The sequence below is a fragment of the Candidatus Villigracilis saccharophilus genome, from assembly GCF_016711665.1.
In genome coordinates this window covers 1-26,851 of sequence record NZ_JADJSO010000024.1, presented here as the reverse complement: position 1 = coordinate 26,851, position 26,851 = coordinate 1, and the positions used below count along the sequence as shown (strand labels likewise).

Here is a 26,851-nt window from a genome sequence, read left to right as displayed (position 1 = left end):
AAACCATAATAAACGGCCATCGGCGGAGAACATCCGATATTCAGCATCAAATGACACTCCGTCACGGTAACAACGCAAGAATCCGTCATAGCATCGCTGCAGGTCGTCTGGATGGATCTGTTTCTTCCAAAGCCCGGGCGAGTTCTCGAGCCATTCCTGCGGGGTAAATCCCAACACATTTTTGATCTGAGGGCTGATATACAAGGACCGTCCCTCAACGGAAACATCGTCAAGATATACGACAGCCGGAAGTTGTTCGACCAGGATGCGGTATTGTTCTTCACGCTCACGCAGCGATCTTTCCACCAGCCTGCGTTCGATCAATTCAGTCTGCACCTGCGCATAGAGCAGGGCATTTTGCTCGGCAGATGCGATATGCAGCGTCAGCGCCTCCAACATGTTTAATTGATTTTCGGTGTAGGCATGCAGACTGCAGCTTAGCACCTGGATCACTCCGCTGACCTGCCCGCCGATCTTAAGCGGAACGATCAACGCTGAACGCGGGAGATCCTCATCCGGTGCGCTTTCTGTATCAACCTCATTGGTCTCAGAATTGACCCGGTAACGAGCCTGCACTTTTTTCTGATACTCCTGATAGTCATCGATCAGCATGGATTGACCGCTGCGAATGACCATACTTTGCGTGCCCCTGCCTTCCTCTTCCAATGGAATGGACGGGAACGGGCTGACATCCAGCCACCTGTTTTCGATCCAATAGGCGCGGCAGGTGATCAACTGCGTTTCACGGTCAAAGGCGGATATGATCAAACTGTCATTGACGGCGATCTTGGACATAAAATCACAGACCGCTTGATAGATCTCCTGCAGGTCAAGCGTACGGTTTAATTGCTGGCTGGTTTCATACAATAACTTAAGCTGACGGCTTTGCCGTGCAACAAATTCTTCAACCTGTTTACGTTCTGTGATGTTTCGCGAAACACCATACACTTCCCAGTGGCCGCTTTCCACATTGAAAATATAATGGGAGATCACCTCGGTCCAGACCGTGGAACCATCCTTGCAGGGCTGTTCGACCTCATCGGTATAATTTAATTCAATCCCGCTCTGCGCTTCCGCAAGCCGCTCAGGAATGATCTTTTGAACTTTCTCAAACGAAGCAGGAGTAAGGCTCTCCGTCATACGTTGCGCCATGGCTTCCGCCACGCTATAACCGCGCAGCTGCTCCACCGAAGGACTGACATAGGTGTAGATACCGGATTCCATATCCAGGATCCAGATCACATCCGAAATGTTATTGGCAAGCAATCTATACTGAACATCGCTCTTGTGCAGAGCATCATCCACCAGCTTTCGTTCGGTCACATCCTGGATGACCCCGATCATGCGCAAGGGACTGCCGTCTGCCCCATAAGTGATCTTCACATGCTGGTGGATCCATGACAACCTGTCCCCCGGCAGTATGATGCGGTATTCGTAATCTATATCCGCGCGTTCCGAGAAAACGATCCTGTCCATTTCCTGTAATTTTTCACGGTCTTGCGGGACCAACATGTCCGCGATCGTTTTCCGTGTAATTCGGCGGCCATCCTGCGGGATTTCCAGGATGTTGTACATCTCATCTGAACAGATCAACTCATCGCCAGTGCCCGCCGACCATTCCCAATGACCGATCTTCCCGATACGCTGGGCTTCAGCAAGCAGCGCTTGCTTCCTTCCGATCTCCTCTTCAGCCTGCTTGCGTTCGGTAATATCCTGAAGCGAGACGATCACCTTTGACAGGTCTTTGCCATACCCCGCCGCCACAGACCAGCGCACATCCACATTGATCTGTCTGCCGTCGATCGTGTGGTCAACTCCTTCCCAGTTGAATTCGGTCTGCCCTGCGGCAATATATACCAGTTGATCCACAAAATGTTCGAGGGCGGTATTGTCCAGGATCTCGGCAAAGTTAAAGGGAATGTTATATTTACTGTCTGCCCGGTACATTTTCAATGCCGCTTTGTTTACATCTACAACTTTGACCTTGGCGGCGCAATCAAAAACGGATTCCGGATGCGACTCAAAATATTGTTGAAAATCCGTGACACCCTGTTGCTTTAAATGGTCCAGATATTTTTTAACCTCTGAATAATCCTCCTCCCGCAGCGCGATCGGAGAATCCTCAAACAGATCGTGGTAGCGTTTTTCGCTTTCGCGCAGGGCATCTTCCGAAAGTTTACTCTCGGTAATATCCTTGATCGCGCCGATCATGCGCAGAGGCTTGCCGGTCGTATCACGGCTGATGAGACCGTGGTCTTCAACTTCCGCATAACTGCCATCCTTACGACGGTGGCGGTACTGCTCAAACCAGTTCTGCTGTCCGGAATTGATGGCAGAGTCCATGCTCTTTTTCACCCGCTCAAAATCCTGCGGATGAACGAGGCTCATCATCGAGTGGTAATTGAATTCAATATCATCTTTTGAATAACCAAATATAATTCTAAAATTCTCGTTCCACCAAACCTTATCGGTTTGGATATCCCAATCCCAAACCGCGTTGGAAGTAGCCAGGTTCGCCAATTGGTAGCGTTCTTCACTTTCGCGCAAAGAGTTTTCCATCTGTTTGCGGTCGGTGATGTCTTCAATGATCACCTGGATCATCGTGATGTTTTTATCCACACCCTGAATGGGGGTCAAGCTGTACTGGGCGTAAACCGATTTTCCCCATTTGCTGGTATAGGATTGCTCGGCGAATACAGGCAGCCCGCTCTCAGCGCAGGTCTTAAAATTAGCCGAAAAACCAGTCGCCACCAATAATGGAAAAGTCAACAGATTAATCGCCCTGGTCGCTTCAACGGAGGGCGATCCCAAAATCTGTAACGCGGTGGGGTTAATTTCAATGATCCTGCCATCACAGGTTGCGGAAAAAATACCCACCGGCGCGCTTTCGAACAAGAGGCGATAGCGCGCCTCGTTATCGCGCAGGGCTTTCGCTGTCGTGTTTTTCTCCACGGCTTGACGAAGGGAGAGCAGAACCTGTTCAATATCAAACGGCTTTTGGAAATAACCAAACGCGCCCATCCGAATGGCTTCAATGGCCGAACTCTGCGAGGCATGTCCGGTCAATAGGATGCACTCGATATCAGGGGCCTGCTCCTTAAGGCGGCGCAGTACTTCCAGCCCATCCATATCCCCCAAACGCAGGTCGATCAGGGCCGCCGCAATATAATGTTCTCCAGCCAGAAGCAACGCCTCGCCGCCCGTCAGCGCGGTGAGCGGCTCGAATCCCTTTGTAAGTAGAATATCACTGACGGTCCCGATCATGTTCGGGTCATCATCTACGACAAGGATGTGTGGAATCTGTTTATCCATATTTATTACTCGCGGAGAGTCGCCATTGAAATATGCTGCGCTTTCGTTAATCGATCTTTCTCCAGGATTTCTTTTGGTTTTACTCAAAGTCTGGATGCGGGTGATTGGACTATATACAAACCCGCTTGTTTTGAGATTGTCCGGGACGGCGACGCGTGCCTATTTTTTCTTTAGCAAACCTCTCAAACGTACCTTTTGAAGATCAGCCAGGATCTGAAGCAGTTTCGGGATCTCCAGCGGTTTGTACAGGCAGGCGTGGGCGTTGATCTGCAGGGCGGCTTCAATGGCAGGCGCCATTTCCTGACGATGCCCGGTCACCATTAACACCGGCAGGGTTGGATTCTTTTTGCGGATGTCCTTGAGCACATCCACCCCGTTGATACCGTTAAATTTCAGGTCAAGCAGGATCACCTGCGCGTTTGTTGTAAACGAATCCACATCCACATGCGGATCGGTGATCTGCGTCACCTTAAATCCGCGCAGGCACAGAATATCATCCAGAGTCTTGCAGAAAGCCTGGTCATCATCCACGATCACGATCGTGTGATTTTTTTGCAGTGAAGTGAAAAAGCCCAACAAATAGTTAATATCCAATGGCTTGTCGAACACACCAGCCACGCCTTCATCCAGCCCAAGGCGGATCAGTTCGTCAGCGGCGAAGGCGGTCATCAGCACCACAGGCAGGCCGGGCTGAATTTCACGCAAACGGCGGTGCAGCTCCACGCCGTCCATCTCAGGCATTTTAATATCGCTCAAGACACAGTCAAAGGTCATTTTGCCCACTTTTTCGAGCGCGTCCGCGCCGGACTCTGCCTCTGTCACCTCGTACCCGGACAAAGAAAAAATGTCGGCCAGCGTGCGCGTCATGCGTCGATCGTCATCCACGATCAAGATACGAAAAATTTCATTCATTTTGCCTCCTTATCTCGCACGGTAACACGTACCGCATTCGGGTCGTAAATTGGTAAATACAAGGTAAAGGAACTCCCCACACCCGCTTCACTCTGGACCTCGATACGCCCCCCATTTGCCTCGATCAGTTTGCGGCTGACAGCAAGTCCCAATCCGATTCCTTTGGTCTTGGTGGTGAAGAGCGGTTCAAAAAGTTTATTCATGTTTTCCGGTGAGATCCCCATACCGGTGTCTTTCACCATGATAATTATCATATCATTTTGTACATGACTGTGTAGTGACAATTGTCCATTGTTTAACATACCCGCCGAGGTCATGGCCTGACAGGCGTTAACCGTCAAATTACCAAGCACCTGCACCATCTGGCGCGGGTCAACAAAAACCTGCGGCAGGTCTGATGGAATATCAAGAGTCACCGTGATGGGCTGAGGCACGGGGAAACGTTCAAGGGTTTGACCGATCAGCCCGGAAACAGAAGCAGCTTCACGGTCAACAGATTTGATGCGGGCGAAGTCCAGCAGGTCGGTAATGATCTTATCTGAGTTGCGCACTTCCTGATCAATAATGCCGAGGTACTGTTTGATCTTCGCATCCGCATCCGGCTGGACGAGCTTTAGGTAGTAGATGGCGCTGGTGATAACCGCCAGCGGGTTGCGCAGTTCGTGACCGACACTGCTGGCCATCTGCCCAAGCACAGCCAGTTTCTCATGGCGGACGAGCTGCTCTTGCGCGTCACGCAATTCACGAGTGCGTTCTTCGACGCGCTTTTCAAGTTCGGCATTCAGCTTTTGGATATTTTCCTCGGCCTGCTTGCGGTCGGTAATATCAGTGACCATGCCGAAGGACCCTTCCGGCTCGCCGTCTATATTAAGGATCGCTTTTCCAGAGACCAGCACCCAATGCCTGCGCCCATCCTTGCCCAATAAACAACGTTCATAAACAGAAGACTTTCCCTGTAAACGAAGTTCCATTTGCGCGTAATGATCGCTAAGTTGATCTTCAGGCAGGAATGATTCGAATTTTTTCCCGAGCATCTCATCGATACTATATCCAAGCATGGCGGCCATCTGCTGATTGATGAATGTGATACGGCCATCCTTGTACAAGGAGATGATGCCTTCGATCGAAGTTTCCACGATCCGTCGGTATTTTTGTTCGCTCTCGCCCAGGGCTTCTTCCGATAACTTGCGTTCGGCAATCTCCAGTTGAGCCTGCTTGAACAAACTCGCATTTTCGATGGCGGTCGCGGCGTGACCGGCCAAAATCTCAAGCCATTCCCGATCGTCAGTCGTGTATGCGTCTGAATGATAGCTCTGGGCGGAGATCATGCCGATCGTTTTTGCTTTGAGCTGCATTGGCACAGCCAGCACAGAGGAGGTGACCACTCCGCTGCCATACGGCATAAATTTGATGCCGCTTGCGCTGATCTGCATGGGACTGTTAAGGAGGACCACTTGACCGGTATGGACAACATGCCCGCCCAATCCGCGGTCTGCCGGATAGGGTTCCGCATCCATGCGATTTCCATTTTCAAGAATAAATTCCCCGCCCATGAGATGATGGACTTCATCGTATAAACAGATCAGGAAATCCTCGCACGGCATTACCTGGCGTACCGCGCGATACACTGCTTGAAAGACTTGTTCTGAATCCAGGCTGGCGCTGATCTCCTCGCCCGCGCGGTATAGAATCGCCCAGCGGTCAGCCATGCGGTGCGCTACCTCTTCTGCCTGTACCCGTTCCGTGATGTCAATAGTGTAGCCTGCCAGCATCTTTTTTCCTGCAAGGCTGATCGGGAACTTGATGGTGATGTAGTTTCTTCCATTAAGATTTTCATCCAGTTTCAGTACATCCCCCCTGGAAACAACATCCCAATCATCCGCGGTGATCTTGGCGGCAAATTCCGGCGGGAAGAGTTCGGTCATATTCTTCCCGAGCATTTCCTGGTTCGAGATACCGATCATTTTATAAAAATTCTCACTGGCCTGCACGACACGGCTTTCGGTAGGGGTCACTTCTTTGATGTAGGTATAAATTGGGGAATGGAGCAGGTAAAGCGAGAACAACTCCTGATTTTCACGCAGGGCTTCCTCGGCCTGTTTTCGTTCTGTAATATCGGTAAAGGTTGCCAGAAAATTTTCTCCAATGACAATACCGGTAACCTCCGCGATCCGCGCCACGCCATTCTTACAGATTATGTTTAATTGTTTTCCGCCAATATCCGCGCCTTCGCGCATCGCCGTAGCCATCGCGGCGTTCCACTCTTCCATCACTGCGCGGCGATAGTCTTCGTCTGGATAGGCCTTTTGCCACCAATCCTGGATGTTGGGGATATCTGCCATTGTGTAGCCAAAGAGCTGGGTAAAGCGTTCATTCTGGAACAGGATCGCGCCGTCACTACTGCGGACGATGACCATCCCGATGGGGGCCTGTTCGATCACTGAGCGGAATTGTTCTTCACTTTTTCGAAGCGCTTCTTCCGTCTGTTTGCGCTCGGTAATATCCTGGATCAAAGCCACAAAATAATCGACTGTTCCATCGGGGGTTCGCAGGCAGTGAACCGCCATATTGGTGCAGACCGGCTGACCGTTCTTTTTTGATGAAACGTTTTTCAAGGGTGTATCCATCAACCTCACCCGCCATGACCCGCTTGAATTGCGCCAGGTCTGCGGCGAGATCATCGGGGTGCGTCAGATCAACCCAGGTCATTTGAATTAATTCGGATTTGGTATAACCAAGCATGGCACACAAAGCATCATTAACTTCGACCCAGCCTTTCTCAGGGGAAGTAATGGCGCGTCCAGCCAGGGGCAGCTCAAAGTAACTGCGGAATCGAGATTCGCTCTCGCGCAAAACTTCCTCGGCATGTTTGCGCTCGGTAACATCGCGCTCCACGAAGAAAATACTAACAGGCCGGCCGTTATCATCACGCAAGACCTCGGCGTTGACATCCATATAGAAGCGCTGACCGTTCTTCCTGATCAGCTTGAATTCCTTGACACCCGTGTAGTGACCGTCCATCATTTCCTGGATTTTTACCGATGCCTGTTCATGATAGGACGCGTCGAGGAATTCAAACATATGCTTACCAACCATGTCTTCAGGCCGCTCGTAGCCATGCACGGTCAGTAATTTATCCGATACGAATTGAATCACACCATCCATCGAAGCAATGCATATCCCATCCGGAGAGGTGTTGATAACGGTCTGCCAGCGAGTCTCGCTTGCGCGCAGCGCTTCCTCGGCTTTTTTACGCTCAGTAACATCCCGGGAAATACCCACGACACTATTTACCCTGCCATCAAGAGAGAATTCCGGGTTGAACGTGAGGTCAAGCTGCATCATTCCTTCCGCCAGGTCAACTTCAAATTCGACCTTTGAAGGCTTGCCCGTGTCAAAAACTTTTTGAATGTTCTGCTCCCACAACTCAGACAAATGCTCCGGAAAACCCATCTCGCGATGGGTCTTGCCTATGTACTGCTCGGGCGGCAAACCCGTTACTTCGAGCGCCTTCCGATTCGCATAAATATGTCTAAAATCGCGGTCATAACGCATAATATAGTCCGATGAAGACTCTACAACGGCGCGATACTGTTCTTCCTTGATGCGCAGCGCCTCTTCCGCCTGCCTGCGTTCCCGCACTTCCATCTCCAAAGATTTGGTACGTGTCTTCACCGCGCGCCGCAATGACAAAGTCCAGGCCCAAAAAATAAATAAAAGGACAGCCAGGAACAAAAATACGATGATCCCCCAGGATGATTTGTGAAACTGCAAAAGGCTTTCAAACTCCGGAAAGACTGCCCATTGATCGGCAGCCGCGAGTAAGCCAACAGAAATTATCATATTCCATTTCATAAGAACATCTCTTTCATTTTGTGGTGTGCTTGATATGAACCGGGGTAAATCATCATGAAAATTTTCACGACCCACCACAACCTGCCACTTTATTCCGGCCTGCTTCCTTGGCGCGGTACAGGGCTTGATCTGCCTTGCTCAGGAGTTTATCGAAATCTTCATCGTTTCCGGATAAATTGGCAACACCTGAACTGATCGTAAGCGCAACCCGCCTGCCGTTAAAATGGATCGGCTCCGCCGCGACAGCCGCGCGGATGCGTTCGACCACGATCATGGCTTGTTCGCAATTGGCTTCCGGCAGAAGCAGCGCGAACTCGTCACCGCCAAAGCGTGAAAATATGTCTATTTCACGGATATTCTTCTGGCAAAGGTTCTTAAAGGCCAGCAAGGCTTCATCCCCAGCCGCATGACCGTGCGTATCATTGACAGTCTTAAAGTGGTCAATATCGATCAGCGCGATTGCCAGTGAATGGTTTAAACGAATGGCGCGTTTCATTTCAGCGGTTGCCAATTGCTCAAAGTGACGGCGGTTATATATGCCTGTCAGGCTATCTGTCGTGGCTTGATGGTGCAATTCATCCTCGAGCTGCTTTCGCTCGGTGATATCAACAATGATCCCTCTTAACCCGACTCGTTTGCCATCCCTCATAATCGGGTTCGAGTAAACCAGGGCTTGAAACATTGAACCATCCTTGCGGACCATTGTGTATTCATTACTTCCCAATGGTTCGCCAGACAGACTGCGCCTTATATTTTCAACGGCATTCAACCTGGATTCAGGGGAGTAAAAATCGAGCGTACTTATCCCCAGGATCTGCTCATCTTCTGAATATCCAAAGATCTTATAAGCCTGCCTATTGACATAGGTAAGGTTTCCCTGCGCGTCCGATTCAAAAACGATCTGCGGCAATAAATTTGCCAGGACCCTGAATTTTTCCTCGCTCTCACGGATCATCGCTTCAGCCTGAACCGCCTGGGCGGCCATCTCATTGGCATTACTAATAGAGATTTCAAGCTGACGGTTAATGCGCTCCATTTCCTCTGCGCTCTGCTGCAGAGCATCCTCTGCCTGTTTGCGCTCAGTAACATCCCAAAAAATGCCCAAGACACCCGCCGCATTCCCTTCAAAGAAGTGAAACGGTGTTTTGATCACCTGCACAAAGGTTTTCTCCCCACCAATGGGTTGATGTTCCTCGACAACTTCAACGGTCTTTCCCGTTTCGATCACGCGGCGGTCATCCAGCAGATATTTTTCAGCCAATTCAAGCGGATGGAGTTCGAAATCAGTCTTCCCCAAAATCTCTTCCAGCGGCTTGCCTTCTGTCGCACAGTAATGTTGATTGGCAAAAATAAAGCGGCCATTCGTGTCCTTGACATAAATATTCTGGGGCAGGCTTTCGATCAAAAGGTGGAACAAAGTCCGCGACTGGCTGAGTTCTTCCTCCGCCTGCCTGCGCTCGGTGATATCCGTGGTCACACCGCACACGCCCTTGACCTCATTGTTATCATCCAGCAATGGGAATTTTATGGTGGCGTAAAATCTATTTCCCATCACGCCACGGAATGCATCCTCGGTTTTTACAACTCCTTTGCTTTCGATCACTTGAAGATCGCTTTGATGATGCTCGGCGCTCATGTGCCCGGGGAATATCTCCGCGTCGGTTTTTCCGATCGCAAAATCGCGCTGGATGCCGACCTCATCCTCCCATTTCTTATTGACAAGTTCGTAGCGCCCCGCGCGGTCTTTTGCAAAAATGATCGCGCCATTGTTTTCGATCAGTTGAGATAGAAAACGCTGGTTCTCACGCAGCGCTTCTTCAGCCTGTTTGCGTTCAGTAATATCTTCCTTGACCGCCAGAAAATGCGTGATCGCGCCGTGCTCGTCTTTGACCGGGGAGATCGTTGCAGATTCCCAGTAGAGTGCACCATTTTTCTTCTTATTTTGAAAGATCCCATGCCAGCTCTGGCCGGATAGGATCGTACTCCATAATTCTTTATATTCCGAGCTCGGCTTGAAATCAGTTTTTAAGATCCTGGGATTTTGCCCGATCGCCTCTTCAGCCGTATAGCCAGTCGTCTCTGTGAACTTCGGATTCACGAACACAATATGCCCATCCAGGTCGGTGATGACCGTGGTCACCGGACTCTGCTCGATGGCTACCGAAAGAGTCCGCAGTCTGGCATGCACGTTTTCCTTCTCAACCTCGATCCGCTTGCGTTCAGTAATATCGCGGGTCACGCTGATCATATGCGGAGCGCCTTGCATGAGAATGACCTTGGCAGACACCATCCCAATAAGTTCACTGCCATCCTTGCGTTGAAAAACGGCTTCCAGATTTTCGCAGGCCCCTTTTTCTTTTAACAGCCGCACAAGTTCCTGGCGCTCCGCTGGATTTTTCCAAAGATTAATTTCGAGGGATGATCTGCCGATCACATCAGCACGGGTAAAACCGGTCATAGTAAAAAATCCGTCATTCATCTCTACAAAAAAACCGTCGCTCAAACGCGTGATCACAACCGCATCGGGGCTGGTATTGAATAGCATTTCATAGTTTTGCCTGGCCTCGCGGTTTTCCACATTAACGCGCTGATTGACCATCAGGATCAGTCCAGAAGTGGTCAGCATACCAGTCACAAGGATGAGGAGATACATCGAGGCCTGTGTCAGCGTGGGAGCAAAGGCGCTCTCTTCTGTCGCCCCAAAAAAAGTAGCCAGAATGCGCATGGTGAAGAATGCGCCATTCACCAGCATCACCACAGCCAGAAAATTGGCAGATGATGTAGTGGAACGAACTTTTTGAGAATAGAGGGTCCAGGCGATCAAGAATGAAATGGCAGCGATCGCAACCGACATGACCACCCGCCGAATATTTATATCGTCGAGGAGATATGTAAAATTGATCATAACCAGCAAAAAACTGCCATAGATAACGATCAGCCGCCCGCGGTTTTCGCGCTGGTCAAAGAAACGCAGGATTCCAACATAAAGGAAAATCATCCCGGCAAAGAACAGGGCGTTATTGGCAATGACAGACACCTGCTGCATGAACGGATAATCACGCAGGATATTGAAGGCGAAGCCCAGAGCAACAAGCGCGCTGCTTAACGTCCACCAGCCCAACCCATGATGGGTTCTATCAACTCTATATTGGAAAAAGAGCGCAATGATCTGCACAACCGTGCTGATACTCAGGGAAAGGGCAAGCGTGTGAATGTCAATTTCAATGCTCATACATCTCTCACTTGACCGGCATCCAAATGGTAAATGTACTGCCCACCCCCGCTTCGCTCTTGACCTCAATGCGGCCGCCGTTCGCCTCGATCAATTTCTTGCTGACGGCCAGCCCCAACCCGATCCCCTTGATCTTGGTGGTAAAAAGCGGCTCGAAGAGTTTGGGCAGGTTTTCCGGGGGAATACCAACACCGGTATCTTGAATATTCAAGCGCACCATCTCATCGTGTACATTTGCAGAAAGGGTCAGTCTGCCGGTTGTGGATACGCCCGTGGTTAAGCCCGCAATGATCTTTGATGCCATCGCCTGGCTGGCGTTGACGGTCAGGTTTCTAAGGATCTGGATCATGTGTTGAGAGTCAACATATATCTTTGGCAGGTCGGGCGAAATTTCGAGGACCACTTCCACGGACGGAGGCACGGGAAAACGTTCAAGGGTCTCACTGATCAAATCAGAAACGGAAACAGTTTCACGGTCAATGGATTTGAGGCGGGTAAAGTCGAGCAGGTCGGTCACGATCTTATCGGAGGTGCGCGCCTCGTTCTCGATGATGGTCAAATATTCCTTGACCTTGTCGCTGGTATCTTTTTGAGCCACCATCTTTAAGAAGTAGACCGCATTTAAAATAACTCCCAGCGGGTTGCGGAGCTCATGACCGATACTGCCAGCCAGCTGCCCCATCAAAGCCAGGCGTTCCTGCCGCACGAGTTGTTCCTGGGCATCGCGCAGTTCGCTTGTGCGTTCGCTTACTTCCTGGGCGAGATGTTCGGCATAATTGGCTATCTGCAGTTCGGCTTGTTTGCGTTCAGCGATCTCCCAGGCCACATCCGCAAAATAGTTCACCATTTCAACATCTTTTTCAGTATAAAGCTGGGTTTTATTGCCAATACCAAGTATGGCAACGATCTGGTCTTCACGCAGCACGGGAACCACCAGCTCACGCACAAGCGCGGCGTGCCCCTCCGGCAAGCCCTTGCGAAGCGTAGCGGGAAGTGATTCATAATCATTATGGATCACCGGCTTCCTTTCGCGGATGCTATCGGCCCATATGCCGGCCTGTTCCACAGGGTAATGCAAGCCATGTCCTTCCGCCTTGCAATACTCCTGCATGGTGCGGGTGGACCAGGCTTGCAGGGAAAGTGTCACCTGATCCGGTTCTACAAAATGGTAAAAGCCGATCGGACTGTCTGTCATCAGGCAGACCTCATCCAAGGTTTTTTCGAGCAATTCCTTCAAGGAGTGACCGGCTGAGAATTCGATCAACCGCAAACGAGCAGTGATCATATTTTCCGCCTGCTTGCGCTCGGTGATATCCTGACCCTGCGCGATGGTGGCAACTGGGGTTTTGCCATCCACAGAGAAGAGCGTGGCTGAATTCCACAGCACCGTGCGGATCGAACCATCCACATGCAGAATATCGATCTCGACCACTTCCCATCGTTCGCCCACCTGCGTCTTGCGGATGAGTTCCATGGAGAAGTCAATTTGATGCGGTGGGAACAGCATTTCAAGCGACTTTCCTAAAACTTCATGCTCGCTCCTGCCGGTCAGTTCTTCAAACGCGTGATTAAACCTTGTGATCTTGAATTGCGGGTCCCAAACGATGATGGGGGCATTGGCGTAATTGAACAGGTTATCAAGATATTCATTGGTTTCGCGGAGGATCTCCTCGGCCTGCTTCCGTTCGGTGATGTCGGAAAAGCTGGCCAGGCTTGCCCAGACCTGTCCATTTTCATCCATCACAGGCGAGCCGAACACCTCAACAAGAATCCTGGTGCCGTCCGGACGTTCGATTTCCATATCATCCACATGCGCGGAAATACCTGTCATCCCCAACAAGACAGGCATCTCTTCGGGAGGATAAGGATCATGAGTGTTTCTTTTGTAAGCGTTATAGACCATACCAAGGTTTTCAGCAGAGGCATCCGCTAAAATGCCGCGCCCAAGCAGTTCTAAAGCCGCATCGTTCGCCACCAATGGTTTCCCGGATGGGGCTTCCACCATGAAGACCCCCAGCGGCAGGTTTTTGAGAAGCATGGAGAACAAATTATTTTGACGATTGAGCGCTTCCTCCGCCAGTTTGCTGTCGGTAATATCCTGGATGGTGCCCAGCATGGACACAAGTTGATCCTGATCATCAAACTCCAATTCACCCATGCCATGTACCCAGCGTTCAACCTGATCATTATTTCGGACGATCCTATATTCCCTATCGAAACGCATTCGATTGCCTATAACTTCGTTCGTGAAGTAATCGGACATCTGCGCACGGTCCGCGGGATGGATCAAAGCTGTCCAGTTTTCTATCGTGCGGTCAAATTGTTCATCAATGCCGAATACTTTATCCAGTACTTCTGAACTGTCCCATCTTCCAGTGCGGATATTTAATAGATAGCTCCCCATCCTGGCAACCATCTGTGCTTCTTTAAGTTGTCGTTCACTATCGCGCACAGCCAACGCTGATTCGGCCTGCTGACGGTAATACTGAATACGCTGCTGCCGCCAGACTGTGATCAAGCCCGCGCCTGCCACCGCGATCGCCATACCCATCATTAATAGTGTCTGCCATAACCGGGTTCGCAGCGGAGTTTCAACCTCGGCAATATCAATGCGCGCCACCAAGAACCAGGGGGAATCGGGGATCGCTTTCAACGCTCCAATAACTGGGTGTTCGCGATAATCAACACCTTCCACAACGCCGGTTTGTCCCTGCACTGCCTTTACCGCCAAATGCTCAGTCTGGTCGAGTGGGATACGCAAACTCATGGAGGTATTTGCCTGAAAACGAAGTTCGTTCAGAAAGAGCACATCATTCCCATCCCTTCGCACAAGCAGGGTTTCGGCGGTGCTGCTGGCTGCAGGCCACTCTTTAATAAAGGGAAAAAGATATATATTTGGATCAATGGTAATGGCAACCACACCAATGACGGTACTGCGTGTTTGAGGATCAAGAATGGGGATGAGCAGGGCGAGGCGAATATTTTCATCGCTATTTCTGCGATAAAAATCCACCAACACCACCTCTTTCGATTCCATCACCTCCGCGATCTGTACAACAACCTCCGAAGAAATCGGACTCAAACCAGACGGACTTGAGAGGTGCGTCTGTCCCTCAGTATCCAGTAAACGCATTCTTTCATATTCTGTGTAGCTTCGAAAATTATCGAGCCAGGCCATGATCTTTGTTTCTTCGATGGAATTATTTTGATTCTCAAAATAGTCCTGCACCAACTCTGCAAAGACAAGATTTTCGTGAAGCAATCGGCTGTCAGACAAGCGCTCTTTTCGCCAATTGCTCAGACCATTTACTTTAAGATTTGCAACAGTGAGGAGTTGATCGCCTGCTTGTTCGTGAAATTGCTCTGAAAAATTATTGTAGGAGACATACCCGCTGAACGCAATTCCCAGCGACAATAAAAGGAAAATGAGGATAAAAACATACGCTGTTCGTTTTTCCTTTTTATCATAATGGCTCATGAGGGACTTCCTTTGACCGCTTGTATTCAGAATTGACATGATCTTAAGAACGGGTATCTCTAAACCTTTACTGCAAAGTTATAAAGAAGAACCAAACAAAAAAATGATCAATTCGAACCTTTCATGTTAAAACTTTTATTTCAAGTCTGGTGGAGCGGGAAGGGATTTTCAAGGAAATTTTACGGGCATTAAGAAGCAATGATCTCAATACGATTGCGTCCGGCTTGTTTTGCCGCGTACATCGCTTCATCAGCGCGGCGAAATGCGACCTCCACCGATTCGGATTGCGGGGTATGTCTCATTTGAACGATACCGATGCTTAACGTGATGGAAGCATCCCCCTTTTCCGTGGGTAGACGCAGATCTGCCGCGCTCGCGCGGATGCGTTCAGCCACAGAATAGGCCTGCGCGGCATTTGTCATGGGCAAAAGAACGATAAACTCCTCACCGCCGTACCGCCCGATCGCGTCCGCGGTACGCAGTTCAGCGCGGGTAATTTGCGTGACCTGCTTCAACATCTCGTCGCCGACAGCGTGTCCAAACCTGTCATTAATTTTCTTAAAATGATCGATGTCAAACATCATGACAGCCAGCGGCTGTTGATAGCGCCCAGCGACCTCGAACTGGTGTTCGGCAAATTCGTACAAATAACGGCGGTTGTGGATCCCTGTCAGCGGGTCGGTGCGCGCCAGTTCCTTCTCGCGCGCGAGGATGATCTTCAACGCGAGATTCGCCTCCCTGCGCGCCTGCTCCACATGTTTCCGATCGGTAATGTCGCGGTTGCTTTCGCGGCGTCCCAGCCACTTGCCATCATCCCCGAACACGGCGGTGCAGGAATGACTCAGCCAGCGGATTTTTCCGTCGGGAGTCACAATCCGAAAATCGAACTCCATGTCCGCTTCGTGGACCCCGTCATTATCTGCACGATAATGCGCGCTGACCATCGACTGGTCTTCCGGATGCGTGATCTTCAGCATGAGGGTTGGGTCGGCTAAAAATTCCTGTGCCGTGTGCCCGCTAATGCGCTCACAGGAAGGCGAGACATACCGATAGGTTCCATCCGGCGTATGCCAGGCTTCCCAATCATAGGTAAAGTTCGCCACCAACCGATATTTCTCTTCGCTTTCGCGCAAAGCCAGCGTGGAGTAGTATTTATCGGCCGCCCGTTGAACAGACAGCACCACTTGATCAATTTCAAACGGTTTTTGGAAATAGCCAAAAGCGCCCATCTGAATGGCTTCGATGGCAGAATCCTGCGAGGCGTTCCCGGTCAACAGGATACATTCGCTGGCGGGAGAGAGCGCCTTAATACCGCGCATCACCTCCAGGCCGGATATATCTTCCAATTTTAGATCGATCAACGCGACATCAAAATCCTGGCTCTTGATGGCTTTTAGCGCCCCGCCTCCCGTCGATACACAAACACTCTCAAACCCTCTGGCATTGAGGATTTCTCCCAGAGTCATGAGCAGGTTTGAGTCGTCGTCAACGATCAGAACATGCGGGTTTTTTTTTGAGATCTTGGTCATTACCATGGTGGCTGCTCAGTATTAAGTTTCACAAATTTAATATCGCATGAGGATAATCGTGCAAGTACAGGCGGCTTGGTTCATGGCCCGGACAATAGACCGCACCATACCATGGCATGTAATGAAAAACAATACAACGGCAGGCATCAATAAATACACGTATATGAATAGATCAAGCTTTATATGAAAAATCAAGTGCATCGCCCCCATGGCAATTAACTCGATCAAAAATATGATCAAAAGAATGGTTGGGAATATTTGCAAGGCTCTTTTCTTGGGAGAAACGGTCTGGTCCATTGTTCACCTACGCGGTGCGGGTAAACCTCAGTTTCAAGGAAATTTATACCGATAATACCATTGTCCCGTATTGCACAAGCTGCCATTTTAAATTTTTTATCTGTTTTTTACTCAGCGGTAAACAGCTCGGTGCGGTTGCGCCCGGCTTGCTTGGCGGCGTATAAGGCTTTATCAGCCCGCTGAACAACCTGCTCAATACTTTCATCAACGGGGTCTCTCGACATCCCCGCCACCCCGAGGCTCAACGTGACAGAAAGCGGACCTTTTTCTGTTTCCATGCGCAGGGCGGCGACATTTTCCCGTATGCGCTCTGCAATGGAAAAAGCCATCTGCTCGGTGGTTTGAGGCAGCAGGATCACAAACTCATCTCCGCCATAACGCGCAAGCGAGTCTACACTCCGTATTTGCGAACTGGCGGTTTTGGCCACCGTAATCAGCATCCTGTCACCCGCCAGGTGTCCAAGCGTATCATTAACCTGTTTTAAGTGATCGGTATCAAATATGATGATGGAAAGCGGTCTTTGATAACGATCGGACGCTTCGAATTCGTATGAGGCAAGCTCAAAGAAGTAGCGGTAGTTGTACAGGCCGGTCAGCCCGTCTGTGCGCGCCAGCACCTGCTCATGTAACAGGGATTTCTCCAGGTCGCGATGAGCAATTGTCAGCGAAGCATTGGCGCGAGTCAATTCATCCTCAGCCTGCTTTAGGTCGGAGATATCAAAGCACGATCCGATAAAGCCAAAGAATTCCCCATCCATCGAAAAGCGCGGAACACCATGGTCCAGCAGCCAGCGATACCTGTCATCCGCGCTGCGCAAACGAAACTCCATTTTGAATTCACGCCGCGCCTTGACCGCGTTGGTGTAAATATCGACACAATGCTCACGGTCATCAGGATGAACGCCGTCCATCCATCCATAACCCGATTCCTGCTCCATCGTTCGCCCGGTAAAGTCGAGCCAGCGCTTGTTAAAATAATTACACATGGCATCTGCGCCGGCCATCCAGACCATGACCGGGGTGGTGTCTGCCATGTAACGAAAACGGGATTCGCTCTCGCGCAGCGACTCTTCCGCATGTTTTCGCGCGGTAATGTCGGTGACAAAGCCTTCATAATATTGAATGTTGCCCTGCTCATCCTTCACGGCACGCGCGCTTTCCTGCACATGGATGTGACTGCCGTCTTTGCGATAATTCATACTATGGAATTCATGCGCCTGCCCATGCTCGATCATCAAGCGCGTAAATTCCCGGCGGTCGGCTGGGTCAACATAGTATTGTTTCTCAATGCTGATAATGTCATCGACCATCTCCTGCGGAGAGTTGTATCCGAAGATATGCGCCATGACCTGATTGACCCGCAGAAAGCGCCCATCCAAAGTGGATTGATAAATGCCGACGGTAGCGTTCTCAAAAATGGAGCGGAAATTCGCTTCGGCGCTCCGTAAAGCCTGTTCAGCCAATTTGCGTTCAGTAACATCCCGCTGGATACCTAAATAACCTATGATCTGACCGCCATCATCCACAACCGGGGTGGCAGAGCCTTCTATATAGATTATCTTTCCGTCTTTTCTTTTATTGGGTAATTCCCCTTTTACTTCCTGTTTGGTCGTCAACTTTCCCCAAAAATCAACATAGGCTTGCGCGTTCAATAATCCGCTCTTAAAGATGCGGGGAGTGGCTTTGCCGATCACCTCTTCGGCAGTGAAGCCGTAAAGGGCGGTAAATCCTGGGTTGACATAAGTAAAGACGCCTTGTGTATCGGTAAGAAAGATCGCCTCGGCAGATGTATCAACAGCCTTGTTTAATTTTAGAAGGGACTCTTCCGCGCGCTTGCGCGCGGTAATATCGCGTAATATCCCTTCATGATATTGCACGCCGCCTTCATCATCATGCACATAAGAGCCGTGATCTTCAACCCATATTTCTGACCCGTCCTTGCGGCGCATGCGGTACGCTTCGACTTCCTCCTGGCCGGTATCCAAAACATGACTGCCCCTTTCCTCAGGTGCAAAGTACAGATCCCTTTTTATATCAACTTCAAGCATCTCCTCCCTGCTCGAATACCCGAACATTTTGACCATGGCGGGATTGATGTCCACGAATTTTCCAGCGTGGGTACTGCGATAGACCCCGTCCATCATATGGTCAAACAGGGATCGAAAGCGTTCTTCAGATTCAAGCCGCGCCGCGTCCGCCTGTTTGCGTTCGGTGATATCGCTCGCCACCCAAAGGGTGCTGTCCGAATCCATCGGTGAAATGGATGTACCAAACCACTTCAGACTGTCGCCAATTGTCAGTTTGTATTCAATCCGCACAGATTGCTGTGTCTGCAATACTTGATGGATCCTGGCAAGAAGAGCATCAGCCTGGTCGGCAGGGAAGAAATCATGCAGATTTTTGCCTATTAATTCGTGCGGCGGCAGGATCAACAAATCAGGATTGGTGGGCGCGATCTTGCGATAGAAACCAGCGCGGTCGATCACGAAGACCGCATCACGCATGGATGCGAACAAGGCACGCAGCTCAATTTCAGAAAGTGCCAGATGGTCATTCTCTTTTACAACATCCGACATCATTACCAGCACAGCTTCCCGTTCCTGGTAAACCAATGTATGCGAAGTCACTTCCACGACACACGTGCTTCCGTCTTTTCGGAGCGCGCTCCATTTGCCGGCATTCAGCAAGGGATGGCGACGATCCGCTTGCAAAGCATCGAGCAGGCGTTTTTTTTCATGAGGCGGCAGAAAATCTCCAAGGCTGGACTCTTTTAAATCCCCTGGCGCATATCCAAACTTTTGGAGCGCAGCGTCGTTAACATCCAAAAAAGCCAGTGATTCCCAATCATAAATAAACATGGGAATGGGATGGTTCTCAAACAACAAACCAAACGCACGTTTGTTGGACGAAAAAACCACTTTCTTTTTCGGAGATTCTTTTCCGTAAGCCATCAAATTGTTCCTGCTTCAGGCCATGAATATGAAAATCGCACTACGAACGAGATTGTACTTGACCATATGCTGAAAATCAATAATTTCAACTGCTCTAAAACGCTCCGGTTTCAGTCAAATCCAAAATGACCAACACAAAGCTGGGAAAATTGTAAAAGTAAGGAACATCTCAAAAAATTCTCGTCCGCATCCAGGTGAATCATCCATCCCAGCCTGTATTATCATTATTTCTGTAATTTTACACAAGTGTTTTTCAACACATTTTACCCACCCAGCCAGAATCAAAGCACCGCCATTACGGCGGTGCTTTGGAACCCCATAGGGCAGTCAGTGTGACTGCCCCTTCTGATATAAAGCCCCGAGGCGTTTTCCCCTGTTAAAATGAAAAGGCGCTCTCGGCCGGATCGTTATGAAAAAGGCAGGTTTATTTCGCTCCCCCAAAGGTCATATTATTCAAAGTAACCAAACCAACGAACATAAGCTTGCTATAATTATTACGCATTCAATAAATTTTGCAAAAGAAAAATTTATGAACTGACTCAAAGATTTTTTTGAGTCCATTTCCTGGCGGGAGCGTGGATGAATCGTTTTGAATTCGGCAGGTTGGTGGCATCATTGCGCGAAGATATGCGCTGGACGCAATTTGAACTCGCTGAAAAATCAGGCGTGGATATTTCTGCGGTTAGTAATATTGAACGCGGGGAAAGAAGAACACTGTTAAAGGATAATATGCTGGTCAAGCTGGCCGATGGATTTCATTTAACCTCCATGGAAAGAATGGAATTTCTCTTTGCCGCCAGCGGCGTAACAGAAACTGAAAAGGTACGTAATGAAGATGCCCCTGCAAAGAAGCGGTTCAACGCCAAGGCATTTATAGAGGAGACAGGCAGGCGCATCGCCCGCATTGCCATGCCTGTATTTGTCACTGACGCATTTTGCGACATCCTGGCGGTCAACCATTGCGTGATCGAGTTTTATAATGTCCCGAAGGAATTGATGCAAACTGGAAATTCCGTGATCGGCGGATATAACGAGATGAGCTATGTGTTTCAAGCCAACTCCAATTTCCCCGACATCATCGGCAATGACAGCCTGGAGAGACTGGCATTGATCAATGTCCGCTATTTTCGAAGGCGGACTTTGCGCGTACGCTGCAAGCCATATTTCCCATATTGCTGAATGAATTCTTTGACAATAAAAAGTACCCGGCGTTTGAAAGATGCTGGCGCAGGATTTTATTCGAAGACATAGATGATTTTGCATTACCTATTCACAGATCTCCTGAAACCGTTTCGGCACATTCATTTGTATCAACCGAGACTTTATTCGCGCTGACGCCTTATGGCGAAATATATTTACATCAACTGGTGCCATTAAATAGAAAGACTGCGGAAAGAATGGCAAAAATATCAAAAAAAGTGGGTGAAGGATATGAGTTACTCGCCGCCTTCCCGGATAAACGAAAACTATAAAAACTGGATGACTGATAAACAAACTATACAGATCGAACCCATCTGCATTCAGGAGCAGGTATGAACCGTTTTGAATTTGGCACACTGGTCGCGTCATTACGAAATGATATGCACTGGACGCAGAATGAACTCTCTGCGAGGTCCGGTGTGGATATTTCCGCGATCAGCAACATTGAACGCGGAGCAAGAAGTACGCTTCTAAAAGATAACATCCTTCTCAAACTGGCAAATGGATTTCAACTCACCTCCATGGAAAGGATGGAATTCATGTTTGCCGCCAGCGGTGTGACAGAAGTTGAAAAAGTACGCAAGGAAGGACCCAACACAAAGAAACCATTCAATGCCAGATCCTTTATCAAGGAAACGGGCGAGCACATCGCCTGTATTACGATTCCGGTTTTTGTTGCCGATGCGTTTTGCGATATTGTGCTGGCCAATCATTGTGCGATCGATTTTTACAACATTCCGGCGGAAATGCTCCAGGGCGGAAAATCGACCATTGGTAAATACAACATGATGCGGTATATATTCGATCCGCGATCAAATTTGTTTGACATCGTTGATGACAACAAGTGGAACAGGGCGGCTTCGATGAATGCCCGTTATTTCCGCAAGCGAACCTTGCGCGTCCGATCCAAACCGTATTTCGCTACATTACTACAAGAGCTGCTTGATACAGAAAAATACCCCGCTTTTAAGAAGTGCTGGCAGAAAATATTATTCGAAGAACATGATGATTATTTACTGCCCATCCAGGATGCGGACCCTGATAACGCGCATGAATTTGTCACGGTTGAAACGCTGCTGGCAATCACCCCCCATGGCGAACTTTACCTGCATCAGTTGCTGCCTTTAAATAGAAAGACCGCGGACCGCATGGAGAAAATATCCAAACGAGTGGGCGAAGGCTATGAACAATTCGCCGCCTTCCCGGATAAACGGAAACTATAAATTCAATCTCCCGCCGTTCTCTCTCAACCACTTTCTCTTTTCCTTATATTGGGGGTCAATCGCCTTAACCACATCCCAAAATTTGCTGGAGTGATTCTTAACCCGCAAATGTGCGAGTTCATGGATGACGACATAATCGATCACCTCCAGCGGAGCCATGACCAGCCGCCAGGTGAAGTTCAGCGTCCCATCCGGACTGCATGAACCCCAGCGTGTTCTGGCAGAACTGATCTTCACTTGTTTGGGGGAAAATTGATGGCGTTGAGCATATTCCGTTACACGCTTTGAGATGACCTCATACGCCTGTTGCTTGTACCATTTCAAGAAATATTGCGCGCTTTTATGCTGGACATTCTGACTGAGCGTAAAGCCATTGTCAAACTTAAGTGCAGGCCGCTGCGGTCCGACCAGTTTCAGGTCGAAGGAGGAACCGAGGAATGGGAACATTTCTCCATCAACGTATTGTCTGATCGGATCGGGCACGATCATCTTCAGTTTTTCGCGCGTACGAAGGATCCAATCCTCTTTCTGCTGAATGAAAGCGTCTATGGCTGCGCGGGATGCCCGCATTGGGGCGCGGATCGTGAGCGTGCCATCGCGTTCGATGATCAACGCGATGGTTTTACGTTTACTGCGTGTGAACTTGTCAATTTGAATTGGCATGATAAGAAAAAAATAGGGGAAGAGAGGGTACGCCTTATGCGGGTGACGCCCCAGGAGATATCCACGCATTGTGTTGAGAACAAATTACACAAAGCATATGAAGATACCTGGTCAATGCAGGGATATGGGCTGAGGATCGTGCTCCCTCTGTAAATTTCCTGCAAGCCAGCCTGTTACGCCTTCATCGTATGGAAGCATATCCTGATCATCTGTTGTCTCAACAATAAAAGTTTCCTGTCCGGTATTGATATAGACCACCACATGGTTGGGTTCCTGGGGGTCATGAATATTATTTCGATCAACATATACGAGGTCAACATACCAATCCACGGGAGCCGCTTTGATCATGCTGGCTAATAAAATGGATAGATCTTCGCAATCCCCGCCGCCTGCCAATAAAGTTTCCAGGGAATAACGGGGTGTCTCAATATCCTCGCTGGCATAATTTGACAACTGCCCGATCATATACCATGCCTGGTGGATAAATTCATACGGCGTGGCTGATTTGCCATACAGTTCCGGTGTCAAATTTTTGAAGGTGTGCGGTGTAATGAAGATCGAGAAGTCCCTGATCCATACCAGCGAACCATCCTTTCTGGAAACTGTTGTGGTCTGATCGTTCTGATCAACGATTAAACGGCGCGTATTGGCGCCATTCTCAATGTCATATTCCAGATCGGAGAAGGGTGTTACCCATGAAATTAATTGTCCATCCGCGCCATAAAAAGTGGCATCCACTTTGCGGTCATGCACGAAAATGTAGGGCGGCTTAAGTGCAATGGTGTTGAGGTTGGTATAACTTCCGGTCAAGGCGGTAAATTTTTCAGACAGGAGGGAATATTCTGTATTTAAGGAGTTTTGCCTGCCAATCAAATCATTGTTTTCGCTCAACAAGGTCAAATTTGTTGAGTTCAATGATTGAAAATCCTGACTTAACTGAAAATAATTTTGTGTCAATACCTGGTTATCAGATCTCAAAACCTGAACCTCAGACAATAAAGAGCTATAACGCGAAGCGAGAAATGTTGAACCAGCGAGAAGGAAACATACCGACGTGATGGCCAGTAACCATAGTATTGGGCCACCTCCTGATCGTTTTACCGTGCGTGTACTTTGAAGCGGACGGCGGACTGCCTGATCCACCTTCCTGTTTTTTTGAGTATTTGGCTTTTGATGAGTTTGTATCGGAGCCTTTTGCCCCCCTTCCATTCTCAGGTTCTCAAGCGCCTTTACACCGGCCTTGTGGTTGGGGAACATTCTTAGAAAATTCTCCAAAACCGCTATTTTCTCTCCAACAGTTTCCAGGCTATAGATATACCAGACCCAAGCATTTTCGTTCCGTCTATCGTTCTTAATAATCGTATTAAATACCAGCCTCGCTTCGGTCTTTTGGCCTTTTTTCCATAGCGCAATTCCATGTTCAATTTCATATATCGGCATTTACGTGGTTAACTCCCAGAATAAAATAGAATTATACGAGAAGCATGTCCGCCGTTTCCGCGCGTACACCCTTCCAGCCCCACACATATTAATTCAATTCTTGGTATTTTGTTCTTAAAACAGACATGGCGTTCTCCTTCATTAGAGACCGCCATATGTATGAAGAGAACTTCATAGTCCGTAACTGTGCCGAGGGGGAGATTTGGACTCCCGACCAAGGGCTTATGAGTCCCCTGCTCTACCACTGAGCTACCTCGGCATTAGGGCTAGAGCGGGGCAAATATTACTATGGGAAAGGGCATTTGTCAACGTAATATGCATGCGATTGAATTCATCCATTAAAACTTGACGAACACCCTGCTATAATAGGCAAAAGGTGCCCCATGAAAATATTGGTACTTGAAAACAACCCGCAGGAATTGGAAAAAATCAGGCAGATCCTGAATGAAAACAGGGACATATTAATTCCGCTCGAATCAAGTGAACAGATCTGGCCGCATTTACAATCTGAAGAATTTTGTTTTCTCATCGCCAATTGGGATACCAGTGATATTCGTCATTCACAATTTATAGCGCGTGCCCGCGCTGCCAAACCCGCAGAATCGCTCTACATTATATTAATAACCACAAAGAGCTCTGACGAAGATCTCGCGCCCAGCGGGGCAGACGATATCATCCAAAGCCCGTTCCGCGCCAGGGACCTAAATGACCGCATCACCATGGCGGAAAGAATTATTTCGCTTTCGCAAAGTCTCGCCTCTGCACGCGTTCAACTTGAAAACCAGGCGGTATTCGACACCCTGACAGGTTTCATGAACCAGCCTGCTTTCTTCAGACAATCTGCGGGTGAACTGGAGCGTGCGCGGCGCGAATCGGAGCCGTTGAGTTTGATCGCATTTGATGTAGATAACTTCAAGATCATTAACGACCCTTTGGAGTCTCGACCGGTGATGATGTCCTGCGCGTTGTTGCGCAAGTCATCCGCGAGAAAAGCCGCCCTTATGATTGCATCGGCCGCTGGATGGGCGATGAGTTTGTGATCTTGCTTTCCGGCGTGATCGGCGCGGACGCGGAAAAGGTTGCAGAGAGGGTCATTGCCGGAGTACGCGGCACCATGATCGAGGTAAAAAATGAAGCGCCGCTAATGGTCAAGATCAGCGCAGGCATCGCATCAGCTTCCCGGATTACAGCGTCCACCGAGATCGAACCGCTGATCCAACAGGCGCGACAGGCTATGGCGCATGCAAAACAAGCCGGGGGAAATCAGGTATTTTTGGTCTTCGTTTAATATTTTATATTAACTGAAGGATCACCAACGCCGCCATCCCCGTCAGGATGGTAAGTAATGTATTCTTTGTGTACCATGCCACCAAGACCGCAACGACCCCAGCCAGCATACGCGTATTGCCCAAACCTAGATCAAAATTACCCGACGAATAAAGTAACTCAGGAAAGATAATCGCGGAGAGTACCGCAGGCGGGACATAATGCAGCGCCTTGCGCATCGTTTCCGGGACCTCGAACCTGCCGAACAAATAAATAAGAGAGAATCTCATCCCAAAGGTAAGCAGCCCACCGATCAGCATAACCAGCCAGATATTCACAGCGCCCTCCTTGGGGACTTGGCATTCTCCAAAACAGTCCCGACAATGATCCCTGTTAGAGCGGCGAGAATGATACCCAATTTATAAGGCAGACCAAAAGCCAGTAATGCGACCACACCCGCTGAAATTGCCGCAGCAATCATAGGCCGATTCTTTAGAATGGGGACAACCATGGCTATAAATGTGAGTGGCAGCGCAAAATCAAGCGGCCATTCTTTTGGAATTGCCGCGCCAAGAAAGATCCCAAGCGCAGTACTGATCTGCCAGATAAACCATAATGAAAATCCCGCGCCTAATAAAAACCAATGGCTCACAGGTGTAATGCCTTCTTTTTCATAATTGAGAATGCTCGGCGCGTACGCTTCATCCGTAAGCAGATATGAAAGTAATGCTTTCCATTTGAGTGAAAGGTTTTTCAAATACGGCGCAAGCGATGCGCTGTATAACATGTGACGCAGGTTCACAACTGCAATGGTCAGGATGATCACGAAACCGGGGGCGCTGTCATGCACAAGCTGGGCCGTGACAAACTGGGCTGATCCCGCAAACACGATCGATGACATCAATTGGGATGCCAGGGTTGATAACCCCGCATTCAAGGCAAGTGCGCCATAAATCATTCCAAAGGGAAACACCCCAATCAAAAGTGGAATTTCAGCGCGGACGCCATTTAAGAATGCCTTCCGTGATTCACTCATAAAATCTCCATAATATTTTCGGCCTATTGTACTGCTTACATAAATAAAAAGAGCGAACCGTTATCGAATTCGCTCTTTTTGCAGACTGATTTTGCTTGAGATTAAATTTCAATCAACTTATTGTTTTGGATTGATTCGACTGCCGCAAATGTGGATTGGGTCACGCCGATGAGTTGGTCATACGGAATGGGAGGAGTCCCCCCCTCGCGGATCGCCCGCGCGAAAACCTGCATCTCGTTCTTCCAGCCTTTATCCTGCGCTGATAGTTTTTCCACACTCCGCTTGCCATCTTTTACGATCGTCAGCGACCTGTAATCATCCAGCACAGCGATCTGTCCTGCGCAGAAAACTTCCACGCGCTCTTTCTGGAAGGATTTATCTCCGCTGGCAAGATAATCCACCACGCCAATTGAGCCATCGGGGAACGTAAAGGTCACGGATACATTATCCATGCGAT

17 protein-coding genes, 1 tRNA gene and 1 pseudogene are annotated in these 26,851 nt (G+C 49.2%); 5 read left to right on the top strand and 14 right to left on the bottom strand.

The annotated features are described in order from the left end of the window. The 8 genes from IPL17_RS10030 to IPL17_RS09995 form a co-directional block, all read right to left on the bottom strand. On the bottom strand, positions 1–3,312 hold a 3,312-nt coding region (locus tag IPL17_RS10030; protein ID WP_345306949.1), incomplete at its 3' end, for a PAS domain S-box protein. 159 nt (positions 3,313–3,471) lie between these two features. Further along, a complete protein-coding gene (locus IPL17_RS10025) occupies positions 3,472–4,224 on the bottom strand; it encodes a response regulator (protein WP_345306948.1) in 753 nt (250 codons plus the stop codon). Beyond that, on the bottom strand, positions 4,221–6,791 hold the full coding sequence (locus IPL17_RS10020; protein WP_345306951.1) for a PAS domain S-box protein: 2,571 nt from the start codon (positions 6,789–6,791) through the stop codon (positions 4,221–4,223). The genes IPL17_RS10025 and IPL17_RS10020 overlap by 4 nt, the downstream gene beginning before the upstream one ends. Beyond that, positions 6,682–8,079, bottom strand: a complete 1,398-nt coding sequence (locus IPL17_RS10015) for a PAS domain S-box protein (protein WP_345306947.1) — start codon at positions 8,077–8,079, stop codon at positions 6,682–6,684. Before IPL17_RS10015 ends, IPL17_RS10020 begins: the two co-directional genes overlap by 110 nt. A gap of 64 nt (positions 8,080–8,143) precedes the next feature. Beyond that, the gene (locus IPL17_RS10010) at positions 8,144–11,311 is read right to left on the bottom strand and encodes a PAS domain S-box protein (protein WP_345306946.1); all 3,168 of its coding nucleotides are present in this window, start codon (positions 11,309–11,311) and stop codon (positions 8,144–8,146) included. Between the two features lie 7 nt (positions 11,312–11,318). Continuing rightward, positions 11,319–14,789 carry a PAS domain S-box protein gene (locus tag IPL17_RS10005; RefSeq protein ID WP_345306945.1) on the bottom strand — a complete coding sequence of 1,157 codons (3,471 nt, stop codon included), beginning with the start codon at positions 14,787–14,789 and terminating at the stop codon, positions 11,319–11,321. A 188-nt stretch (positions 14,790–14,977) separates the two neighbouring features. Next, entirely contained in the window at positions 14,978–16,318 is a 1,341-nt protein-coding gene (locus IPL17_RS10000; protein ID WP_345306944.1) for a diguanylate cyclase, read from the bottom strand. A gap of 404 nt (positions 16,319–16,722) precedes the next feature. Then, entirely contained in the window at positions 16,723–19,566 is a 2,844-nt protein-coding gene (locus IPL17_RS09995; RefSeq protein ID WP_345306943.1) for a PAS domain S-box protein, read from the bottom strand. A 579-nt stretch (positions 19,567–20,145) separates the two neighbouring features. On the opposite strand from IPL17_RS09995, the gene IPL17_RS09990 reads away from it, so the two are divergent. From IPL17_RS09990 to IPL17_RS09980, 3 genes are read left to right on the top strand one after another with little or no spacing between them, the layout of a single operon-like run. Then, on the top strand, positions 20,146–20,745 hold the full coding sequence (locus IPL17_RS09990; protein WP_345306942.1) for a helix-turn-helix transcriptional regulator: 600 nt from the start codon (positions 20,146–20,148) through the stop codon (positions 20,743–20,745). After that, positions 20,739–21,038, top strand: coding sequence for a hypothetical protein (locus IPL17_RS09985; protein WP_345306941.1), 300 nt, complete (start codon positions 20,739–20,741; stop codon positions 21,036–21,038). Before IPL17_RS09990 ends, IPL17_RS09985 begins: the two co-directional genes overlap by 7 nt. A 60-nt stretch (positions 21,039–21,098) precedes the next feature. Continuing rightward, positions 21,099–21,989 carry a helix-turn-helix domain-containing protein gene (locus IPL17_RS09980; RefSeq protein ID WP_345306940.1) on the top strand — a complete coding sequence of 297 codons (891 nt, stop codon included), beginning with the start codon at positions 21,099–21,101 and terminating at the stop codon, positions 21,987–21,989. On the opposite strand, the gene IPL17_RS09975 is transcribed toward IPL17_RS09980, so the two are convergent. From IPL17_RS09975 to IPL17_RS09965, 3 genes are all read right to left on the bottom strand, one after another. After that, positions 21,984–22,652 (bottom strand): SprT family zinc-dependent metalloprotease, encoded by a 669-nt coding sequence (locus IPL17_RS09975; protein ID WP_345306939.1) that lies wholly within the window; start codon positions 22,650–22,652, stop codon positions 21,984–21,986. The two genes, IPL17_RS09980 and IPL17_RS09975, sit on opposite strands and share 6 nt — an antisense overlap. Positions 22,653–22,763: 111 nt before the next feature. Next, positions 22,764–24,092, bottom strand: a complete 1,329-nt coding sequence (locus tag IPL17_RS09970) for a hypothetical protein (protein ID WP_345306938.1) — start codon at positions 24,090–24,092, stop codon at positions 22,764–22,766. A gap of 187 nt (positions 24,093–24,279) precedes the next feature. Next, a tRNA-Met gene (locus tag IPL17_RS09965) sits at positions 24,280–24,351 on the bottom strand. Between the two features lie 124 nt (positions 24,352–24,475). Between IPL17_RS09965 and IPL17_RS09960 the strand changes: the two genes are divergently transcribed. Both IPL17_RS09960 and IPL17_RS09955 read left to right on the top strand, forming a co-directional pair. Then, the gene (locus IPL17_RS09960) at positions 24,476–25,132 is read left to right on the top strand and encodes a diguanylate cyclase (RefSeq protein WP_345306937.1); all 657 of its coding nucleotides are present in this window, start codon (positions 24,476–24,478) and stop codon (positions 25,130–25,132) included. Continuing rightward, positions 25,051–25,380 (top strand): GGDEF domain-containing protein, encoded by a 330-nt coding sequence (locus tag IPL17_RS09955; protein ID WP_345306950.1) that lies wholly within the window; start codon positions 25,051–25,053, stop codon positions 25,378–25,380. Before IPL17_RS09960 ends, IPL17_RS09955 begins: the two co-directional genes overlap by 82 nt. 4 nt (positions 25,381–25,384) lie before the next feature. Here IPL17_RS09955 and IPL17_RS09950 read toward each other — a convergent pair whose 3' ends face one another. The 3 genes and pseudogenes from IPL17_RS09950 to IPL17_RS09940 all read right to left on the bottom strand — a co-directional run. Further along, a complete protein-coding gene (locus IPL17_RS09950; RefSeq protein ID WP_345306936.1) occupies positions 25,385–25,696 on the bottom strand; it encodes an AzlD domain-containing protein in 312 nt (103 codons plus the stop codon). After that, positions 25,693–26,394: an AzlC family ABC transporter permease gene (locus tag IPL17_RS09945; RefSeq protein WP_345306935.1), complete on the bottom strand. Its 702-nt coding sequence runs from the start codon at positions 26,392–26,394 to the stop codon at positions 25,693–25,695. The genes IPL17_RS09950 and IPL17_RS09945 overlap by 4 nt, the downstream gene beginning before the upstream one ends. Before the next feature lie 101 nt (positions 26,395–26,495). Then, positions 26,496–26,851, bottom strand: a pseudogene (locus tag IPL17_RS09940) (hypothetical protein); the annotation flags it as partial.